Source organism: Janthinobacterium sp. HH106 (assembly GCF_001758725.1).
Classification (GTDB): Bacteria; Pseudomonadota; Gammaproteobacteria; order Burkholderiales; family Burkholderiaceae_D; genus Janthinobacterium.
This window is the reverse complement of record NZ_LRIC01000030.1, coordinates 246,390-267,139: the sequence shown is the minus strand read 5'-3', so window position 1 is coordinate 267,139 and position 20,750 is coordinate 246,390. Positions and strand designations below refer to the sequence as shown.

Genomic DNA, 20,750 nt, shown 5'->3' with positions numbered 1-20,750 from the left:
CACGGTACTTCGCGTGCGACCTTCCAATGCGGCACCAACAGAAGAGAGAATGCCATGCTGAATCAACAGAAATGCGTTTGCCTGATCAAATCATATCGTGTGACAGCCGGGCCTTTGTCCCTGGCCCTATTGTGCAGTGTGCTGAGCGCATGCGCATCCCTGACGCCACCAGCATCGATCAGCACGATCGAGCCCGCCCCGGAAGCGCCTGCAACGGCTTCGCTGCCGCCTCCGCCTCCGCCTCCCCCGCCGCCACGGTCTGCTCCGGCCCCGCCGCCGGTATCGGGCGGACTGCCGGCAGAGGTAGCGGCGCAAGCGGGCAGCACGCTGGTCAGGGTTTATTACGCCACCGACCGGCAATTTCAAGCTGACAAGAAAAACTATAGCTGGCAACCAAACCGCAAAGCGCCTCATTTAAGTTACGGCAGCGTATTGGTCAGTGTTCCCGAGGATAGGAAAATCGGCACCGTAACAAAAACGCCGTGGTGGATTTTAGGTCAAGGCGGCGACGCCCGAAAATACATGCTCATCATGGACCTGGAGCGCTGGTCGGCCGCCAGGTTTTTTGCCACAGTCAAAACGCGGCTGGCAGCCTCTCTCCCCCCGGAGAGGCGGGCCGCCTTCATTTATATCCATGGATACTACAATGCGTTTGACGATGCCGCCTTGCGCACTGCGCAGATGGCTGTCGATCTTAATGTCAACGCCATGCCCGTGTTTTACAGCTGGCCATCGAAGGGAGAATTTACCGGCTATCGTTTTGATGACAACTCTGCTCAATGGACGCAGGCACATCTGCAAAACTTCCTCGCTGATTTCGCCGACCGCTCCGATGCCACCGATATTTACATCATTGCGCACAGCATGGGTAACCGCCCGACGACGATGGCCCTGGCCAACTTGCTGGAAAAACGCCCGGAACTGCTGCCGCGTTTCAAGCAAGTGGTGCTGGCGGCGCCGGACATCAACGCCGATGTATTCCGCGAGCAGATCGCACCTCGCCTTGCCAGTCTGGGCTTGCCAGTCACGCTGTATGCATCGAAGAATGACATGGCTATGCGTTTGTCCTACAGGTATTCCGGTTGGGACAAAATTGGCGACATCCGCGGCCCCATCGTCAACATTCCCGGCCTTGATTTTATTGATGCCTCGAACGTGACAATGAACTTTATCGGCCACGACTATCTTGTCAGCAATCGTGTCGTACTGACCGATGTTGCCACCATGATCAAGGCGGGTCTGCGGGCAAAAGATCGTGGCGGGTTGCGGGGCAGGCCATTACCCGTGCCGCGGTATTGGGAATTTCCTTGAGCTGGCATTGACTGCGACAGAAAAGCAAGCATAAAAAAACGGAGACCGCGGTCTCCGTTTTTTGTTCACGCTGACAAACCGCGCTTAAGCCAGCTTGCCGTGGCAAGCCTTGTACTTCTTGCCGCTGCCGCAAGGGCATGGATCGTTGCGGCCGACCTTGACGCCCATGCTCACGCTCATGTCGTCGACATACTGGTCGTTGCTGTCGCCAGCCGTCGGCGCCAGCAGTTCTTCCGGCGCCGCGTTCGGGTCGAATTCGGCGTGCTGGTAGTGCACGTTTTCCACGTGCGACTGCTGCATCGCCTGTTCGGCCGCATCGACTTCTTCGCGCGACTGGATACGCACCGTCATCACGTGTTTCGTGACGTCGTTCTTGATCATGTCGAGCATCTGGCCAAACAGTTCAAACGCTTCGCGCTTGTATTCCTGTTTCGGGTTCTTCTGCGCATAACCGCGCAGGTGAATACCCTGGCGCAGGTGATCGAGTGCCGCCAGGTGTTCGCGCCAGTGGCTGTCCACGCTTTGCAGCATGACATTGCGCTCGAAGCCGCCAAACGATTCCTTGCCGACGATATCGATCTTCGACTGGTACACGGCATCGGCCGCGGCCAGCACTTTTTCCAGGATCTCTTCGTCCGTCAGGGTCGAATCGGCTTCCAGCATTTGCTGCAGCGGCAAGTCGAGCTGCCATTCGCTGGCCAGGGTGTTTTCCAGGCCCTTGATATCCCACTGCTCTTCCACCGATTCGCGCGGCACGTATTCGTGCACCAGGTCGGTGAACACGCCATGGCGCAGCGAGCCGATCATCTCGGAAATATCGGTCGTTTCCAGCAGCTCGTTACGCTGCTGGTAGATGACCTTGCGCTGGTCGTTGGCGACGTCATCGTATTCCAGCAATTGCTTGCGGATGTCGAAGTTGCGCGCTTCGACCTTGCGCTGGGCCGACTCGATCGAACGCGAGACGATGCCTGCCTCGATCGGTTCGCCTTCCGGCATTTTCAAACGGTCCATCACGGCGCGCACGCGGTCGCCGGCGAAGATGCGCAGCAGCGCGTCGTCGAGCGACAGGTAGAAGCGCGAGGAACCCGGATCGCCCTGGCGGCCGGCACGGCCACGCAACTGATTGTCGACGCGGCGCGATTCGTGGCGTTCGGTGCCGATGATGTGCAAGCCGCCCGCATTGACCACGTGGTCGTGCAGCGACTGCCACTCATCGCGCAAGGTCTGCGACTGGGCTGCCTTGTCGGCGTCGCTCAGCTCAGCATTGGCTTCGATGAACTTGATCTGGTTTTCGACGTTACCGCCTAACACGATGTCCGTACCGCGGCCTGCCATGTTGGTGGCGATGGTGATGGCTTTCGGACGGCCTGCCTGGGCGATGATTTCCGCTTCGCGCGCATGCTGTTTCGCGTTCAGCACGTTGTGCGGCAAACCGGCCTTGGTCAGGATGCCCGACAGCAGTTCCGAGTTCTCGATCGAGGTCGTACCCACCAGCACGGGCTGGCCGCGCTCGTAGCAGTCGCGGATGTCGTTCAACATCGCGTTGTATTTTTCCGCCGACGATTTGTAGACCTGATCCTGGCGGTCCTTGCGCTGCAGCGGACGGTTTTGCGGAATCACGACCGTTTCCAGGCCGTAGATTTCCTGGAATTCGTACGCTTCCGTATCGGCCGTACCGGTCATGCCGGCCAGCTTGGCGTACATGCGGAAGTAGTTCTGGAAGGTGATCGAGGCCAGGGTCTGGTTCTCGTTCTGGATCTTGACGCCTTCCTTCGCTTCGACGGCCTGGTGCAAGCCGTCGGACCAGCGGCGGCCCGTCATCAGACGGCCCGTGAATTCATCGACGATCACCACTTCATTGTTCTGCACCACATAGTGCTGATCCTTGAAGTACAGCGCATGCGCGCGCAGGGCCGCATACAGGTGGTGCACGAGGGTGATGTTGGCCGAATCGTACAGCGACGCGCCTTCCGGCAGCAGGCCCATCTCCATCAGGATGCCTTCGGCCTTTTCGTGGCCCGCTTCCGTCAGCAGCACCTGGTGCGCTTTTTCATCCTTGGTGTAGTCGCCCGGCACTTCAACCTTGCCCTTGCCGTCCGGCGTTTCTTCGCCGATCTGCAGGGTCAGGCGCGCAGGCAGTTCATTGATCTTGTGATACAGGTCCGTGTGGTTCTCGGCCTGGCCCGAAATGATCAGCGGCGTACGCGCTTCATCGATCAGGATCGAGTCGACTTCATCGACGATGCCGAAGTTCAGGCTGCGCTGCACGCGCTCGCGCGCTTCGTAGACCATATTGTCGCGCAAGAAGTCGAAACCGAATTCATTGTTCGTGCCGTACGTGATGTCGGAGTTGTACGCCTGCTGCTTGGCGCTGTGCTCCATCTGCGACATGTTCACGCCCGTCGACAGGCCCAGCCATGCATACAGGCGGCCCATGGTCTCGGCATCGCGCTGCGCCAGGTAGTCGTTGACGGTGACGATATGCACGCCCTTGCCCGACAAGGCATTCAGGTAGGCTGGCAAGGTTGCCATCAGGGTCTTGCCCTCGCCCGTGCCCATCTCCGCGATCTTGCCGAAATGCAAGACCATGCCGCCGATCATCTGCACATCGAAATGGCGCATGCGCAGGACGCGCTTGCTGGCCTCGCGGCAAACGGCAAAGGATTCCGGCAACAAGGCATCGAGCGATTCGCCAGCGGCGATGCGTTCCTTGAAGGCAGGCGTTTTCGCTTGCAGCTCGGCATCCGACAGCTTTTCGATGGCCGGCTCGAGCGCATTGATCTCGCGTACCGTTTTTTGGTATTGCTTGAGCAGCCGCTGGTTGCGGCTACCGAAAATCTGGGTCAGTAATGACATGCTTGAATTCTTGAAAAAACGCCGTTAAAAAAAGCTCGGTAGGGAACAACGAGGTAGTAATCGCGTCACCGCACGGAGTTCGACTATGGCAAAAGACGATGATTTTATCATGCGTTCCCGCCAAGGTTGGGGTAATGCACCATATAACAATAGCTTAATGACAAACAAATGGCAGAAATTGCGGACATTTCCCATACTGTAAGGCAATACGGCCTGCCCGCCTGCGCCGCACCCGCCGCCGCACTCGTCATGCGCGGGCGAGTGTGCTATGTTTCGGCCATGCGAACTCCCACTTATTCTCCGGCGCCGCGCCGCGGCTACGGCTTTGCCCGTTCCGGCCCGGCCGCGACGGGGGCAACCGATTTTCTGCGCGGCAACGCGACGATGGCTTCCCTGATGCCCACCGTCACGCGCCTGGCCGCCCTGCAGAAAGATTGCGCCAAGGCTTTGCCGGCGATGTTCGAGCATTGCGACATCCTGCAATTCGAAGGCGGGCAGCTGGTGCTGGCCACGCCGAACGCGGCACTGGCGGCCAAGCTCAAGCAGCAATTGCCGAAACTGCAAGGGGAACTGGAAAGAAAGGGCTGGCAAATTTCAGGCATCAAGCTGAAAGTGCAAGTCATCAAGAGCATCGCGCCCATCGTGCATACGCGGGCACTGGTCTTGCCGGAAAAGGCCATGTCGGCCCTGGAAGAGCTGAGCACGGCATTGCCGCCATCGAAGCAGAACGAGCAGTTGATCGCGGCGCTGCGCAATATGGTGCGCCACCACCGCGAACCTAAAGATTAGCAACGCCAGGCGGCAGCACGTAGGTCGGGTTAGGCCCTTCGGGCCGTAATCCGACAACATTGTTGGCGCCTGCGGGATTGTCGGATTACGGCCTGCGGGCTAATCCGACCTACGTCAACGACCACTCGCGCTCCATCTGCCGCAAATACGACTGCGGCGCCGCCTCGTTGGTATCGAACGAGACGATTTCATACGATTCCGGCTGTTCCAGCAGCGCCAGCAGCAGCTGGTTGTTCAGCGCGTGGCCCGACTTGTGCGCCGTGTAATATGCCAGTAAGGGATGGCCCACCAGGTACAGGTCGCCGATGGCGTCGAGGATCTTGTGGCGGACGAACTCGTCTTCGTAGCGCAGGCCATCGGCGTTGAGGATACGGTACTCGTCCATCACGATGGCGTTTTCCAGCGAACCGCCACGGGCCAGGCCCATGCCGCGCAAGCTTTCCACGTCCTGCATGAAACCGAAGGTACGCGCGCGCGCCACGTCGTGCACGTAGGACACGTCGCCGAAATCGACGGAAGCGCGCTGCATCGTGCCATCGACGGCAGGATGGTTGAATTCGATGAAGAAATCGAGCTTGAAGCCGTCGTACGGCGACAGGCGCGCCCATTTTTCCGCGTCGCCCTTGCCTTGACGCACTTCCACGGGCTTGATGACCTTGATGAATTTCTTCGGCGCCTGCTGCTCTTCCACGCCGGCCTGCTGCAGCAGGTAGACGAAGGACGAAGCGGAACCGTCCATGATGGGAATTTCTTCCGCATTCACGTCGATCACCATATTGTCGATGCCCAGGCCGGCTGCGGCCGACATCAGGTGTTCCACCGTGGAAACTCTGGCGCCGTCCTTGATCAGTACGGACGCCATGCGCGTATCGCCCACGGCCATGGCGCTGGCGGGAAACTCGACGATGGGATCGAGGTCGATGCGGCGAAACACGATGCCCGTGTCGATCGCGGCGGGACGCAGAATCAGCTCGACCTTGGTGCCGGAGTGCAAACCGACACCGATGGTGCGGACCTGTTGTTTGATGGTGCGTTGTTTTAACATCTGTCGATTATATCTATTTGCCGGATTTTCGTTGCGGTGCGGCATGGCTCACGCCAGAAATACCACAACCGTTCCTCACGGATGTTCGCTTTCCGCATGCACGGCTTCGCGCCGCACCAGGTAAATGCCGCTGCCGATGATGATGGCCGCGCCGATCAAGGTGTATTCGTCGGGCAAGGCGCGCCACAGCATCCAGTCCAGGGCCATGCCCCAGGCCAGGGCCGAGTATTCGAATGGCGCCACGCTCGATGCCTTGCCAAAACGAAAAGCTTCCGTGATGGCCAGCTGGCCCAGGAAGCCGCTCAGCGACAAGCCGGCCAGCAGCCACCAGTCTTCGCGGCGGATGCTCACCCATTCATGCGCCGACAAGGCCACGCCGCCGGCGGCCATCATCACCATCAGCCAGAAGACCATGCTTTCGCTGGCATCCGTGCGGCTCAGGATGCGGCCAGTGACGGCGGAAATGGCGTAACAGGCGGCCGAGCCCAGCACGGCCAGCCCGGCCAGCGAAAAGAAGCCCGAACCGTCGGGACGCAGCGCCACCAGCACGCCCAGCAGACCCACGGCGATGGCGCACCAGCGCGCGACGTCGACTTTTTCCTTCAAGATAAAAACCGACAGCACCGTGATCAGCAAGGGCGCAACAAAAAACAGCGCATACGTCTCGGCCAGCGACATGCGCTTCAAGCCATACGCGAACAGGGTAATCATCAACACGCCCAGCGCGCCGCGCAGCAAGTGCAGCGGCCAGCGCACCTGCAGCACATTCTTGAACGCGCCCCGGTACAGCAGGTACAGGCAAACGAGCGGCAAGGACGACAGGGCGCGCAAGGCCGTCACCTGCATGGGAGGATAGTGGGCGGACAACAGCTTCATGGCCGTGTCCATCAGGGAAAACATGGCGACGGCGACCAGCATCACATAGATGCTGCGCAGGTTAGGATTGCGGGGTATCAGGACAGACTCCTGGCGAAAGAGCGGGACCGTCATCATGGCGACGGCCGGAGCCAGGACAGCATGGCAAGGCCAAACCATCAAGCCGATTATAGCAAGCGCGGCCGTTTTACCTTATGACACAGGCAACAGCATCACCAGCTTCAGCTCATGCTGGCGCGCCAGGTGCAAGGTGACCTGGTTGAAGCTGAGCGCGCCCTGTTGCGCATGCTGGAAGCGGCGCAAGCCCCCATCGCGGCCCTGCACCTGCTGCGCACCCCACCACTGGCGAAATTCAGGGCTGGCGTCGGCCAGCTCCGCGATCAGGCCGGCCAGCGGCGCCTGGTCCGCCTGGCGGCCGATATCGGCACGAAACTCCGCCACCAGCCGCCGCGCCCGCTCGGGCCAGCCGACGATCAGGTCGCGCGCGCCAGGCTCCAGGAACATGAAGCGCAGCTGGTTCGGCGCGTCCCCGTCGCCATGCAGCCAGCCCGTGAACAAGGCGGACGCCGCTCCGTTCCACGCCACGGCGCTCCATTCGCGGTCGAGGATGTAGGCGGGCGCGTCGATGGCGGCGACGATGGCGGCCAGCTCGGCGCTGGCAGGCCCGCCGCCCTCGCCTGTGCCATGGCTGGGGTCATGCTTGTCGGCCACCTCGAACAGATAGGCGCGCTCGGCCGCGCTCAGCTGCAGTACCTGCGCCAGGCGAGAAAGCATCTTGGCCGACGCCGACACGGGCCGCCCCTGCTCCAGCCACGTCAGCCAGGTGGGACTGACGTCGCACAGCTGCGCCAGTTCCTCGCGCCGCAAGCCGGGCGTGCGCCGGCGTCCTCCACCGGGCAAGCCAGCCATGGCGGGGGTGACGGCTTCGCGCCGGGCGCGGATGAATTCAGCGAGCTTGTTCGACATGATGGCGGTGCATGGTAGTGGATATACCAGTATAAGTTATGGTCTTGTTACAGGATAATTTTATCCTTATTCTGCAGGAACTCACCCATCAACAGGAGAAAACCATGCAGCAGCACGATGTCGTTACCGAACAGTTTGGCAAGACAGCCCATGCCTACCTGAGCAGCGCGATCCATGCGCAAGGCGCCGACCTGGTGCTGATGCAGGAATGCGCGCGCCGCCACGGCCGGCCGGCCGTGCTGGACCTGGGCTGCGGCGCCGGCCACGCCAGCTTTGCCGTCGCCCCCGTGGCGGCATCCGTCGTCGCCTACGACCTGGCGCAACCCATGCTCGACGTGGTGGAGCACGCCAGAGCGCAGCGGGGCTTGCACAACATCCGCACGCAACAGGGCGACGTCGCGCGCCTGCCGTTTGCCGATGCCAGCTTCGACATGGTGGTCACGCGCTTTTCCGCGCACCACTGGAACGACGTGGCGGGAGCCCTGGCCGAAGCGTGGCGCGTGCTGCGCCCGAACGGCACGTTATTGGTGGTCGATATCGTGGCGCCCAAGACTGCCCTGTACGACAGCACCTTGCAGGCGGTGGAAATGCTGCGCGACGCCTCGCACGTGCGCGACTACCGCACGTGCGAATGGGGCGCCAAGTTCGACAACGCGGGCTTTACGCACAGCTTGCGCAGCGTATGGAAACTGACGATGCAGTTCGACGAGTGGGTGGCGCGCATGCGCACGCCGGACGAGCGCGTGGCGGCCATCCGCAACCTGTTCGATGGCGCGCCCGAGGAAGCGCGCCGGTATTTCGCGCTGCAGGACGACTATTCGTTCAGCATCGACGCGGCCATGTTCGAAGCGACCAAGCCATCGGTACAGTAAACGTAAAAACGGCGCCGATGGCGCCGTTTTTTATTGCGTAGGTTGGATTAGCGCGCAGCGCGTAATCCAACAATGCCAGAGCAAACGTGATGCCAATTCCGCTCGTCGGCTTACGCTGCGCTAAGCCGACCTACGCCGACCTGCGCCTGGCCTACGCTTGGCCTACGTCAACCTGCGATCTGCTTAGGCCAGCTGGCTCAGCTGCAGGACGACTATTCGTTCAGCATCGATGCGGCCATGTTCGAAGCGACCAAGCCATCGGTACAGTAAACGTAAAAACGGCGCCGATGGCGCCGTTTTTTATTGCGTAGGTTGGATTAGCGCGCAGCGCGTAATCCAACAATGCCAGAGCAAACGTGATGCCAATTCCGCTCGTCGGCTTACGCTGCGCTAAGCCGACCTACGCCGACCTACGATCTGCTTAGGCCAGCTGGCCCAGCAAGGTCTCGGCATTCGACACTTCAAACTTGCCGCCCTGCTCGATGTTCAATTGCGTCACGACGCCATTGTCGACCAGCATCGAGTAGCGCTGCGAGCGCGTGCCCATGCCGTGCTTGGAAAAATCGGCGTCCAGGCCCAGGGCCTTGCTGTAGGCGGCATTGCCGTCAGCCATCATGCGTACGACGCCGGTGGCTTTCTGGTCGCGGCCCCACGCGCCCATCACGAACGCGTCGTTGACGGAGATGCACCAGATTTCATCGACGCCCTTGGCTTTCAGGTCGGCAGCGTGCTTGACGTAGCCTGGCACGTGCTGTGCGGAGCAGGTCGGGGTGTAGGCGCCTGGCAGGCCGAAGATGGCGATCTTCTTGCCCTTGACCAGGTCTTGCACGTTGAACGTGTTCGGGCCCAGTGCGCAACCTTCGGTTTCGCTTTCGATGAATTCGGCCAGGGTGCCTTCTGGCAGGGTGTCGCCGATCTTGATGGTCATGTTGACTCCTTGTGTACTGTCGGTTGAGGACGCCGCCCGCTCCATGGAGCGGACGGCGCCCGTGATCTGGTTCTGCCGGCATGATGCCGGCACTGCGCGATAGTATGCCTGACTTGCCGCATTTGTGCAGAAAGCGGCCGGAAAGGCAAAGCCAAAAATCAAAAAACGGCAAAAAAAACGGCGGCCCTCAGGCCGCCGTCATCGTTACTGACATCAGATCACCTTAATCTGCTTGCTTGCGCAGGAACGCTGGAATGTCGTACGTTTCCATGCCATTCTTTTCCATCGCGCGCACTTGCTCGGAAGCCGATTCGCGGCGCCATACGGCCGGTGCCTTCATGCCGTCGAAACCGGCTGCCGGCGTGGCTACGCCAACCGTCGTCGTCGCCGCTTGCGCGCTACCCATGGCAGCCGACGGGGTCAGCGGGCTGTTGTGGGTACCGGTGCGCAGCACTTGCTGCGGTACCAGCTGGATGTTTTTCTTCGCGCGGCCCAGGCCCGTGGCCACCACGGTAACGCGGATATCGTCGCCCATGGCGTCGTCGTAGGCGATACCTTGCGCGATCGACGCGTCCGGCGCGGCAAACGCGCGCACGGCAGCCATGACTTCCTTGATCTCCTTGCCTTTCAAGCCACGGCTGGCCGTGACGTTGACCAGCACGCCGCGCGCGCCAGACAGATCAATGCCGTCCAGCAGCGGCGAAGCGACAGCCTGTTCGGCGGCGATGCGCGCGCGGTCGACGCCGGACGCCGTCGCCGTGCCCATCATGGCCTTGCCCTGCTCGCCCATGATGGTTTTCACGTCGTTGAAGTCGACGTTGATATGGCCAGGCACGTTGATGATTTCGGCGATGCCGGCCACCGCGTTGTTGAGCACATCATCGGCGTGCTGCATCCATTCCAGCATGCTTTCGTCTTCGTATATCTCTTCCAGTTTTTCATTGAGGATGATGATCAGCGAATCGACGTGCAGGGACAGCTGCTCCAGGCCTTCGTCGGCGATGTCCATGCACTTCTGGCCTTCGTACGAGAATGGCTTGGAGACCACGGCCACCGTCAGCGCGCCCAGTTCCTTGGCCACTTCGGCCACGATAGGAGCGGCGCCCGTGCCCGTGCCGCCGCCCATGCCGGCGGCGATGAAGACCATGTGCGCGCCGCGCAGCGAATCGGCGATGCGTGCGCGCGATTCTTCGGCCAGCTGGCGGCCGACGGCAGGCTTCATGCCGGCGCCCAGACCGGTATCGCCGATCTGGATGATGTTGTGGGCCTTCGATGTCGACAGGGCCTGTGCGTCGGTGTTGGCGGCAATGAACTCCACGCCCGACATGCCTTTGTTGATCATGTGTTGGACTGCATTGCCACCCGCACCGCCGACGCCGACGACCTTGATGACGGTACCTAAAGCTGTGTTATCGACCATATCGAACTCCATGATGTGCTCCTATCAGATGCGGTTTCCAAGCGCCAGGCCTCATATTGGTAGGAGAACTGGAGATTGAAAACTGCGGTTAAATATAAAATAAAGTTATGTGTGTGTACCTGCGATGCTGCCAAAAAACCTGTACTGCCGGGCGTAAATCATGCCCTTAAAAATTCCCTAAAAACCATTCCTTCATGCGTTGCCAGACTGCCTTCACCGAGCCGTCCTGACGCGTCACGATGTGGCCGCGCAGGTATTGCTTCTTCGCTTCCAGCAGCAGGCCCAATACCGTGGCATAGCGCGGACTGCGCACCACGTCAGCCAGCTGGCCCCGATACTCGGGCGTGCCCAGGCGCGCCGGTTTCAGGAAAATATCTTCGGCCATTTCCACCATGCCGGGCATGATGGACGTGCCGCCCGTGAGCACGATGCCCGACGACAGCACGCCTTCGTAGCCGGATTCGCGCACCACCTGATGCACCATCGCGAACAGCTCCTCGACCCTCGGCTCGATCACTGCCGCCAGCGCCTGGCGCGACAGGTTGCGCGGGCCGCGGTCGCCCAGGCCAGGCACTTCCAGCGATTCGCCGGGGTCGGCCAGGACCTGCTTGGCCACGCCATAGCGGATCTTGATTTCTTCCGCTTCCGCGGTCGGGGTACGCAAGGCCATGGCGATGTCGTTGGTGATCTGGTCGCCGGCGATGGGAATGACTGCCGTATGGCGGATCGCGCCATCGGAAAATACCGCCACATCGGTCGTGCCGCCGCCGATGTCGATCAGCACCACGCCCAGTTCCTTCTCGTCGGGCGTGAGCACCGCATCGGCGGACGCCATCGGCTGCAGGATCAGGTCCGACACTTCCAGCCCGCAGCGGCGCACGCACTTGACGATGTTCTGCACCGCCGACACGGCGCCGGTGACGATATGCACCTTCACCTCCAGGCGGATGCCGCTCATGCCGATAGGCTCGCGCACATCTTCCTGGCTGTCGACGATGAACTCTTGCGGCACCGTGTGCAGCAATTGCTGATCGGTCGGAATGTTAACCGCTTTTGCCGTCTCGATGACGCGCGCCACGTCGGTCGCCGTCACTTCCTTGTCCTTGATGGCCACCATGCCGCTGGAATTGAAGCTGCGGATATGGCTGCCCGCGATGCCCGCGTACACATTGCGGATCTTGCAGTCGGCCATCAGCTCGGCCTCTTCCAGCGCGCGCTGGATGGACTCCACCGTGGCCTCGATATTGACCACTACGCCTTTTTTCAGGCCCTTCGATTCGTGCTGGCCCAGCCCGATCACTTCGTGGCGCCCATCGGACATCACTTCGGCTACCACCGCCACCACTTTCGAGGTGCCGATGTCGAGGCCGACGATCAGGTTTTTCGCGTCTTTTGTCATTTCTTTCGCCTAGTTTTTTGGGCTATTAATTGATTAATTGAGTATTCGGTTAAGCCGGTTTTTTAATCGGACTGCCATTTTTCTTCTTGATCGCCGGCGCCGGCCTGCCATCCTTGCCTTCGGCCGGTATCACCAGGCCGGCTGAACTGAGCGCCAGGCCATTCTGGTAACGCATATCGATCGTGTCGATATTTTCCAGCCGGCTTGCCAGCTGCGGGTAGATGCCCACCAGCCGGTCGACCCGCGCTTTCAGGGTTGTATGATTCTGCTCGCGCCCCAGCGCCACGCTCATGCCGTTATTCAGTTTCACCGTCCACGCATAGCGGCTCGACAGCGACAGCGATTCAGGCACCATCTTCAACGGTGAAAACCACTTTGCCAGCTGCACGTAGGTGGCCAGCACTTCCTTCTCGCTTCCATCGGGGCCGGCAAACGCAGGCAACTCATGGTCGTCTTCGGCTTCGGCCACATTGGCTGTAAACACATCGCCCTTGACCGACAGCAGGCGTCCATCTTCGCCCCAAGTGCCCAGCGCCTCGTGTTCTTCCAGCGCCACGATCAGCTGGTTCGGCCACTCGCGCCGCACGCTGGCGCGGCGCACCCAGGGCACCGATTCAAACACGCCGCGCACGCTTTCCAGATTGGTCGTGAAAAAATTGCCCTTGATGCGGCCCAAAGTGCCGCTGCGCAGGGTCAGGTAATTCACGTGGCGCAGGCCCTTGTCGTCCGCGCTTTCCACCTTGATCGTGCGCAGGTCGAACATGGGACGCTGCGACACCCACCAGACGCCGGCGGCCACGCACACGACCAGAACCGCGGCCAGCAAGCCGTTGGCAGTCGTATTGAGGCTTTTAGCGTCATGCCACATATCAGCGCTGTCCCTTGTGCATTTTCAGGCTTGCGCCGGAAACGATTTCCAGGCACAGGTCTTCATAGCTGGTGCCTTCCGCGCGCGCCGCCATCGGCACGAGCGAGTGGCCCGTCATGCCTGGCGAGGTATTCACTTCCAGCAAAAACAGCTTGCTGTCGGCCGCGCGCATCAGCACATCGACCCGTCCCCAGCCTTCGCAGCCGAGGGCGCGGTAGGCCGCCAGGGCGATGCGTTCCATCTCGGCGATGATCGCCGGGTCCAGCTGCGGCGGGCAGAAATACTGCGTATCGTCCGTGAAGTACTTGTTCTGGTAATCGTAATTGCCTTGCGGCGCGACGATTTCGATCGGCGGCAGCGCGCGCGCCGCGGCGCCCTTGCCCAGGATCGCGACGGTGAACTCGCGGCCCTTGATGAATTCCTCGGCCAGCACCGAATCATCGAGGCCGGCGGCGATGTCATAGGCCGCCTGGAAGGCGGACGCTTCGTTGACCGTCGTGATGCCGATGCTCGAGCCTTCATGCGGCGGCTTGACGATCAGCGGCAAGCCCAGTTCCGCGGCGACCTTGGCCAGGTCGGAGCTGTCGTCCAGCACCGCGTACTTCGGCGTCGGCACCTCGTGCATCAGCCAGATCATCTTGGTATAGACCTTGTCCATGCCGACCGAACAGGCCATCACGCCGCTGCCCGTGTACGGGATGCCCAGCTGTTCCAGCGCGCCCTGCAGGCTGCCGTCTTCGCCGAAGCGGCCGTGCAGCGCGATGAAGACGCGGTCAAACTTCTCAGCGGCCAGTTCGGCCAGGCTGCGTTCGCCCGTGTCGAAGCCATGCGCATCCACGCCATGGCTTTTCAAAGCGGCCAGCACGCCCGCGCCGGACATCAGCGACACTTCGCGCTCGGCCGAGCGGCCGCCGAACAGGACGCCGACCTTGCCCAATTGTTTAACGTCGATAGCTGAAGCTTGGTTCACATCAGGCCTTTACAGTGTGAGATTGATACGTTGTCAGTTGATTCGGGATGCCGCTGATGGAACCGGCGCCCATGGTCAGCACGACGTCGCCGTCGCGCGCCACGCTCATGATGGTGTCGGCCATGTCCGTCATGGACTCGACGAAAATCGGCTCGATCTTTCCGCGCGCGCGCAGCGCATGCGCCAGGGCGCGGCCGTCGGCGGCGACGATAGGCGCCTCGCCCGCCGCATACACTTCGGACAAGAGCAGCACGTCGGGCGCACCGAGCACCTTGACGAAATCCTCGAACAGGTCGCGCGTGCGGCTGTAGCGGTGCGGCTGGAACGCCAGCACCAGGCGGCGGCCCGGATAGGCGGCGCGCGCGGCGGCCAGGGTCACTTCCGTTTCCACCGGATGGTGGCCGAAATCGTCGACCAGCGCGAAGCTGCCGCCGTTCGGCAGCGCCACGTCGCCATAGCGCGTGAAGCGGCGGCCCACGCCGGAAAACTCGGCCAGGCCCTGCTGCGTGGCGCTGTCGGCGATGCCGATTTCGCGCGCGATGGCGATCGCCGAGCAGGCATTCTGCACATTGTGCATGCCGGGCTGGTTCAGCACCACGTGGAGGTCCGGATAACCTTCCTGCAGCACGGTGAAATGCATTTCCAGGCCCACGGCGCGCGCGTTGATGGCGCGCACTTGCGCGTCTTCCGCGAAACCGTAGGTGGTGACGGGCTTGGTGACGGACGGGATGATGGCGCGCACGTGCGGATCGTCGATGCACAGCATGGCGCGGCCATAGAACGGCAAGCGGTGCGTGAACTGCACGAAGGCCTGCTTGAGCTTCTCGAAATCGTGCTCGTAGGTGTCCATGTGATCAGCGTCGATATTCGTGATCACTTCGATCATCGGCGTCAGGTTCAGGAACGAGGCGTCCGATTCATCGGCTTCGGCCACCAGGTAGTCGCCCGAGCCCAGCTTGGCGTTCGCGCCGGCGCTGGTCAGACGGCCGCCGATGACGAAAGTCGGGTCGAGACCGCCCTGCGCCAGCACGGAAGCGACCAGGCTGGTGGTGGTGGTTTTGCCGTGCGTGCCGGCGATGGCGATGCCGCGTTTCAGGCGCATCAATTCGCCGAGCATCACGGCGCGCGGCACCAGCGGAATCTTGCGCGCGCGCGCGGCCGCCACTTCCGGATTGTCTTGCGGGACGGCGCCCGACGTCACTACCGCATCGGCGTCGCCGATGTTCTCGGCCGCGTGGCCGAGCATGACGGTCGCGCCCAGGCTCGCCAGGCGCTGCGTCGCCGCATTGCTGCCCAGGTCGGAGCCCGACACCTTGTAGCCCAGGTTGACCAGCACTTCGGCGATGCCGCTCATGCCGCTGCCGCCAATGCCGACAAAGTGGATATTGTTTACTTTATGCTTCACAGAGCTAACCTCATGCCAATTTTTCCAATACGTGTGCGATCGCCTCATTGGCGTCGCGCTTGCCTGCTGCCAGTGCCGCCTGCGCCATCTGCTGGCAGGTCTCGCGCGTCAAGGACGCCAGCAGAGTGCTCAGCGACACTGCACTCATTTCCGTCTGCGGCAGATGAATCGCCGCGCCTTGCTTCGCCATCCATTGCGCGTTGTCGCGCTGGTGGCTGGTGGTCGACGCCACCAGCGGCACGAGCACGCTGGCCACGCCGGCCGCCGTCAATTCCGACAAAGTGATCGCGCCCGCGCGGCAGATCACCAGGTCGGCCTCGGTATACGCCCTGGCCATGTCGTCGATGAAGTCGACCACGTTCGCTTGCACGCCCGCCTGCGCATATGCAGCGTGCAGGGCGTCGATATTCTTCTTGCCCGACTGGTGCGTCACCAGCGGGCGTTCGCCCTCCGGCATCAGCGCCAGCGCGGCAGGCAGGCTGTCGTTCAGCGCTTTCGCGCCCAGGCTGCCGCCCACCACCAGGATGCGCAGCGGTCCGCTGCGTCCCGCGAAACGCGAGGCAGGCGGCGCCATGGCGAGGATCTCGGCGCGCACGGGATTGCCCGTGACGACGGCCTTGCCGGCGGCGCTGCCGAAATCAGCGGGGAAACCGAAGCACACCTGCTGCGCCAGCGGCACCAGGGTCTTGTTCGACAGCAGCAGCGCCGCATCGGCATTGACCAGCACCAGCGGCACCCCCTTCAGGCGCGCCATCAGGCCGCCCGGCACGGTGACGTAGCCGCCCATGCCCATCACTACGTCCGGCTTGCGGCTGGCGATGAAACGGCGGATGGCAAAGAAGCTGGCCAGCATCCTGAAGCCGCCCTGGATGGTGTGCGCCAGGCCCTTGCCGCGCATGCCCGAGAACGCGATGGCGTCCATGGGAATGCCGCTTTTCGGCACCAGTTCCTGCTCCATGCCATGGGTCGTGCCCAGCCAGCTCACTTCCCAGCCGCGCGCGCGCATCGTCTGCGCAATCGCCAGGCCCGGGAAGATATGGCCGCCGGTGCCGGCCGCCATGATCATCAGTCTTTTCGTCGTTTTCAAATTCGTCACGTTGTTCATAGCCGGCCTCCGCGCATCAGGATCCGGTTTTCGTAATCGATGCGCAGCAAAATCGCCAGGCCGATACAGTTAATCAGTACGCCCGTGCCGCCATAACTCATCAAGGGCAAGGTCAGGCCCTTGGTCGGCAGCAGGCCCAGGTTCACGCCCATGTTGATGAAGGTCTGCACGCCGATCCAGATGGCGATGCCTTTCGCCGTCAGGCCGGCAAAGGTCTGGTCGATGGCAATCGCCTGGCGGCCGATGTCGAAGGCGCGCTTGATAATCCAGTAGAACATGCCGATCACGACCAGCACGCCCACCAGGCCCAGTTCCTCGCCGATCACGGCCAGCAAAAAGTCCGTATGCGCTTCGGGCAGGTAGTGCAGTTTTTCCACGCTGCCGCCCAGCCCCACGCCAAACAGTTCGCCGCGCCCGAAAGCGATCAAGGAGTGCGTCAGCTGATACGCCTTATTCAGCGCATTGTCTTCCTGCCACGGATCGAGATACGCAAAAAACCGCTCGCGGCGGAATTTCGACAGGGCGATGATGGTGACGAAGATCGCCGTCAGCATGGCGCCGATGCCGCCGAACCAGATGGCGTTGACGCCGCCCAAAAACAGGATGCCCATGGCGATGCAGACGATAACGCCGAAGGCGCCCAGATCGGGCTCCATCAGCAGCAGCAAGCCGACGAAGCTGACGGCCAGCGCCATCGGCATGAAGCCCTTGGTCAGCTTGTGCATGTATTCCTGCTTGCGCACCGTGTAGTCGGCCGCGTACAGCACCATCACCACCTTCATCAGCTCGGACGGCTGCGGCCGCAGGCCCGGCAGATTCAGCCAGCGGCGACCGCCGTTGACCGACACGCCCAGACCCGGTATCAGGACCATCACCAGCAGCACCAGGGTGCCGATGAACAGCCACGGCGCGATTTTTTGCCAGGTCGCGATGGGAATGCGGAACACCAGCGCGCCGGCGATCACCGACACGCCGATGAACAGCGCCTGGCGCACGACGAAATAATTGTTCGTGTAGGCGGCGAACTTGCGCGCGTCCGACAGCGAGATCGACGCCGAATACACCATCACCATGCCCAGCAACATGAGCAGCAGGACAACCCACACCAGCGGCTTGTCATAGTCCATCATCTTCGACTGCCGCGCGCGGCTATCCAGCGGCTTGGCAGCCGAGCCGGAACCAAAGCTGAAGGGCAGTTGGAAGGCCATCAGATATCCTGTCCGTTTTCCAGGGCGATGTCGCGCACGGCGTCGACAAACACCTGCGCGCGGTGCGCATAGTTCTTGAACATGTCCAGGCTGGCGCATGCGGGCGACAGCAGCACGGCGTCGCCGGCCAGCGCCAGGCTGCTGGCGCGCTTGACGGCTTCCGGCAAGGTGGCGCAGTCGATGATGTCCACGCCGGCCGGCTCGAGCGCCGCGCGCAAGGCTGGCGCATCGCGGCCGATCAGCACCACGGCGCGCACATAGCGCGAGACCGGTTCGGCCAGCGGCGAGAAGTCCTGTCCCTTGCCGTCGCCGCCGGCGATCAGCACCAGGCGCTGTTCCGCGCCGCCAAACGCCTTGCCCAGGCCGGACAACGCGGCCACTGTCGCGCCCACGTTGGTGCCCTTGCTGTCGTCGTAGTATTCGACCGCGCCCACGGCCGTGATCAGCTCCACGCGGTGCGGTTCGCCCTGGTATTCACGCAAGCCATGCAGCAGCGGCGCGAACGGCAAACCGATGGCGCGGCACAGGGCCAGCGCCGCCAGCGCATTCGAGGCGTTATGCTGGCCGCGGATTTTCAGCGCGTCGGCCGGCATCAGTTTCTTGGCCATCGTCGGCACCGGTTCCGGCGCCGGATCGTTCTTTTTGCGTTTTTTCTCGATCACTTCTTCGCTGGGCACGGCTTGCGCCAGCCAGAAGATGCCGCGTTCATTGACCAGGCCAAAGCTGTCCACTTCCGCCGGTTCGCCCGTGCCGAAGGTGATCGTCTCGGCCAGCGGATCAGCCATGTGCATGACGGCCGCATCGTCGCGGTTCAGGATGCGCACGGTCTGCTCGCCGAAGATGCGCGCCTTGTCCTTGGCATACGCCGCCATGTCGCCATGCCAGTCCAGGTGATCCTGCGACAGATTCAGCACCGTGGCCGCATCGGCCTGCAGGCTGAACGTCGTGTGCAGCTGGAAGCTGGACAACTCGAGTATCCACGCTTGCGGCAAGGTGCCGGCGACGGGTTCCACCGCTTCAGCGTCCGCCTCCACCGGCTGCGGCGCGGGCTCGGAATCGAGCACTTCGCGCAGCACGTCCAGCGCGGCGGGGCTGATATTGCCGGCCACGCGCGTGACCAATCCGGCGCGCTCGCACAGCAGGCCTACCAGACTGGTAACGGTCGTCTTGCCATTCGTGCCCGTGATGGCGATGACTTTCGGCGCATAGCCGCGTTCCGCCTTGAGCGCCGCCAGGGCCTGCGCGAACAGTTCGATCTCGCCCCACACGGGGATATTTTTTTCCTGCGCGGCCGGGGCGATTCCAGCCAGTTCGCGGCCCGGCGCCAGGCCGGGGCTGACGGCAACGAAGTCGACGCCATCGAGCAGCTCGGCCGTGAAGGCGCCGGCGATGAACTGCGCCTGCGGCACGGCAGCCTGCAACGCGGCCAGGCGCTCTGGCGCCTCGCGCGTATCGGCCACGCGCACGCAAGCACCGCTGCGGGCCAGCCACAGGGCCATCGCCAGCCCCGATTCGCCGAGGCCCAGTACCAGTGCGGTTTTAGCGTCGTACATCATCAGCGCAGCTTCAAGGTGGTCAGGCCGAGCAGCACCAGCATCATGGTGATGATCCAGAAACGCACGACAACCTGCGTCTCCTTCCAGCCTTTTTGTTCAAAATGGTGATGCAATGGCGCCATCAGGAAGACGCGGCGGCCCGCGCCAAAGCGCTTCTTGGTGTACTTGAACCAGACGACCTGGATGATCACGGACAGCGTTTCGACGACGAAGATGCCGCCCATGATGAACAGGACGATTTCCTGGCGCACGATGACGGCGACGGTGCCCAGTGCGCCGCCCAGTGCCAGCGCGCCCACGTCACCCATGAACACTTTCGCGGGGTGCGTGTTATACCAGAGGAAGGCCAGGCCGGAACCAGCCAGCGCGCCGCAGAAGATCACCAGTTCGCCGGCGCCCGGAATGTGCGGGATGAACAGGTAGCGTGCATACGTGGCGTTGCCCGTCAGGTAGGCGAACAGGCCCAGGGCCGTGCCCACCATCACGGTCGGCATGATGGCCAGACCATCGAGACCGTCCGTGAAGTTGACGGCGTTGCTGGTGCCGACGATGACGCAATAGGTCAGCGCGATGAAGCCCCACACGCCCAGCGGATAGCTGATGGTCTTGAAGAACGGGACGATCAAATCGGCCTTCGGCGGCAGGTCCATGGCGAAGCCCGACTGTACCCAGGCGTAGATCAGGTTCCACACGTGGCCCGCGTCAGGTTCCGACACGGAGACGGAAAACGCCAGGTAAAACGCGGCGACGATGCCGATCAGCGACTGCCAGAAGTATTTTTCGCGCGAGCGCATGCCTTCCGGGTCCTGGTGCACCACCTTGCGGTAATCGTCGGCCCAGCCGACGGCGCCAAAGCCAAGCGTGACGATCAGGACCGGCCAGATGAAGCGGTTCGACAGGTCGGCCCACAGCAAGGTGGAAATGCCGATGGCGATGAGGATCAGCACACCGCCCATGGTAGGCGTGCCGTGTTTTTTCAGATGCGTTTGCGGGCCGTCCGTACGTACGGCCTGGCCGACCTTCATGCGCGTGAGCATGCGGATCACGGCGGGGCCGGCGCACAGGCCGATCAAAATCGCCGTCAAGGTGGCGAAGACGGCGCGGAAAGTGATGAAGTTAAAGACCCGCAATGGGCCAATGTCGTCCTGGAAATAATGAGCGAGCCAGAGCAGCATG

Annotated in this window: 17 protein-coding genes; 3 read left to right on the top strand and 14 right to left on the bottom strand. The window is 62.3% G+C overall.

Translation table 11 applies throughout. The features are described from left to right. Positions 1 to 54 precede the first annotated feature (54 nt). Positions 55 to 1,311, top strand: a complete 1,257-nt coding sequence (locus JAB8_RS29095; RefSeq protein WP_139143047.1) for an alpha/beta hydrolase — start codon at positions 55 to 57, stop codon at positions 1,309 to 1,311. Positions 1,312 to 1,395: 84 nt separating this feature from the next. Here the strand turns inward: JAB8_RS29095 and secA are convergent, their stop codons facing one another. Beyond that, positions 1,396 to 4,167 carry a preprotein translocase subunit SecA gene (gene secA, locus JAB8_RS14225; RefSeq protein WP_070290170.1) on the bottom strand — a complete coding sequence of 924 codons (2,772 nt, stop codon included), beginning with the start codon at positions 4,165 to 4,167 and terminating at the stop codon, positions 1,396 to 1,398. 279 nt (positions 4,168 to 4,446) lie between these two features. Here secA and JAB8_RS14220 point away from each other — a divergent pair, with 279 nt between their 5' ends. Next, entirely contained in the window at positions 4,447 to 4,956 is a 510-nt protein-coding gene (locus JAB8_RS14220) for a DciA family protein (protein ID WP_070222473.1), read from the top strand. 109 nt (positions 4,957 to 5,065) lie between these two features. On the opposite strand, the gene lpxC is transcribed toward JAB8_RS14220, so the two are convergent. The 3 genes from lpxC to JAB8_RS14205 all read right to left on the bottom strand — a co-directional run bounded on the left by lpxC (position 5,066) and on the right by JAB8_RS14205 (position 7,843). After that, positions 5,066 to 6,001 carry a UDP-3-O-acyl-N-acetylglucosamine deacetylase gene (lpxC, locus tag JAB8_RS14215; protein ID WP_070222474.1) on the bottom strand — a complete coding sequence of 312 codons (936 nt, stop codon included), beginning with the start codon at positions 5,999 to 6,001 and terminating at the stop codon, positions 5,066 to 5,068. Between the two features lie 75 nt (positions 6,002 to 6,076). After that, positions 6,077 to 6,919, bottom strand: a complete 843-nt coding sequence (locus JAB8_RS14210) for a DMT family transporter (RefSeq protein ID WP_070290265.1) — start codon at positions 6,917 to 6,919, stop codon at positions 6,077 to 6,079. A gap of 150 nt (positions 6,920 to 7,069) precedes the next feature. Further along, the gene (locus JAB8_RS14205) at positions 7,070 to 7,843 is read right to left on the bottom strand and encodes a helix-turn-helix transcriptional regulator (protein ID WP_070290168.1); all 774 of its coding nucleotides are present in this window, start codon (positions 7,841 to 7,843) and stop codon (positions 7,070 to 7,072) included. A 104-nt stretch (positions 7,844 to 7,947) separates the two neighbouring features. Between JAB8_RS14205 and JAB8_RS14200 the strand changes: the two genes are divergently transcribed. Then, positions 7,948 to 8,715, top strand: coding sequence for a class I SAM-dependent methyltransferase (locus tag JAB8_RS14200; RefSeq protein WP_070290166.1), 768 nt, complete (start codon positions 7,948 to 7,950; stop codon positions 8,713 to 8,715). Between the two features lie 421 nt (positions 8,716 to 9,136). Here JAB8_RS14200 and JAB8_RS14195 read toward each other — a convergent pair whose 3' ends face one another. The 10 genes from JAB8_RS14195 to mraY all read right to left on the bottom strand — a co-directional run bounded on the left by JAB8_RS14195 (position 9,137) and on the right by mraY (position 20,749). Then, a complete protein-coding gene (locus JAB8_RS14195; protein WP_070290164.1) occupies positions 9,137 to 9,643 on the bottom strand; it encodes a peroxiredoxin in 507 nt (168 codons plus the stop codon). A 223-nt stretch (positions 9,644 to 9,866) separates the two neighbouring features. Further along, the gene (gene ftsZ, locus JAB8_RS14190) at positions 9,867 to 11,075 is read right to left on the bottom strand and encodes a cell division protein FtsZ (protein WP_034784974.1); all 1,209 of its coding nucleotides are present in this window, start codon (positions 11,073 to 11,075) and stop codon (positions 9,867 to 9,869) included. A 154-nt stretch (positions 11,076 to 11,229) separates the two neighbouring features. After that, positions 11,230 to 12,462 (bottom strand): cell division protein FtsA, encoded by a 1,233-nt coding sequence (ftsA, locus tag JAB8_RS14185; RefSeq protein ID WP_010394955.1) that lies wholly within the window; start codon positions 12,460 to 12,462, stop codon positions 11,230 to 11,232. Positions 12,463 to 12,511: 49 nt separating this feature from the next. Continuing rightward, positions 12,512 to 13,330: a cell division protein FtsQ/DivIB gene (locus JAB8_RS14180; RefSeq protein ID WP_070290163.1), complete on the bottom strand. Its 819-nt coding sequence runs from the start codon at positions 13,328 to 13,330 to the stop codon at positions 12,512 to 12,514. Between the two features lies 1 nt (position 13,331). Further along, on the bottom strand, positions 13,332 to 14,300 hold the full coding sequence (locus JAB8_RS14175; RefSeq protein WP_070290161.1) for a D-alanine--D-alanine ligase: 969 nt from the start codon (positions 14,298 to 14,300) through the stop codon (positions 13,332 to 13,334). 1 nt (position 14,301) lies between these two features. Next, positions 14,302 to 15,705, bottom strand: coding sequence for a UDP-N-acetylmuramate--L-alanine ligase (gene murC / locus JAB8_RS14170; RefSeq protein ID WP_070290159.1), 1,404 nt, complete (start codon positions 15,703 to 15,705; stop codon positions 14,302 to 14,304). Positions 15,706 to 15,715: 10 nt separating this feature from the next. After that, complete coding sequence (murG, locus tag JAB8_RS14165; RefSeq protein WP_071654415.1) at positions 15,716 to 16,810, bottom strand: undecaprenyldiphospho-muramoylpentapeptide beta-N-acetylglucosaminyltransferase; 1,095 nt, start codon at positions 16,808 to 16,810, stop codon at positions 15,716 to 15,718. Continuing rightward, positions 16,807 to 18,018 carry a putative lipid II flippase FtsW gene (gene ftsW, locus JAB8_RS14160; protein WP_070290157.1) on the bottom strand — a complete coding sequence of 404 codons (1,212 nt, stop codon included), beginning with the start codon at positions 18,016 to 18,018 and terminating at the stop codon, positions 16,807 to 16,809. The genes murG and ftsW overlap by 4 nt, the downstream gene beginning before the upstream one ends. Further along, a complete protein-coding gene (gene murD, locus JAB8_RS14155; RefSeq protein ID WP_070290156.1) occupies positions 18,018 to 19,574 on the bottom strand; it encodes a UDP-N-acetylmuramoyl-L-alanine--D-glutamate ligase in 1,557 nt (518 codons plus the stop codon). Before murD ends, ftsW begins: the two co-directional genes overlap by 1 nt. After that, the gene (mraY, locus tag JAB8_RS14150; RefSeq protein ID WP_070222491.1) at positions 19,574 to 20,749 is read right to left on the bottom strand and encodes a phospho-N-acetylmuramoyl-pentapeptide-transferase; all 1,176 of its coding nucleotides are present in this window, start codon (positions 20,747 to 20,749) and stop codon (positions 19,574 to 19,576) included. The genes murD and mraY overlap by 1 nt, the downstream gene beginning before the upstream one ends. Position 20,750 lies beyond the last annotated feature (1 nt).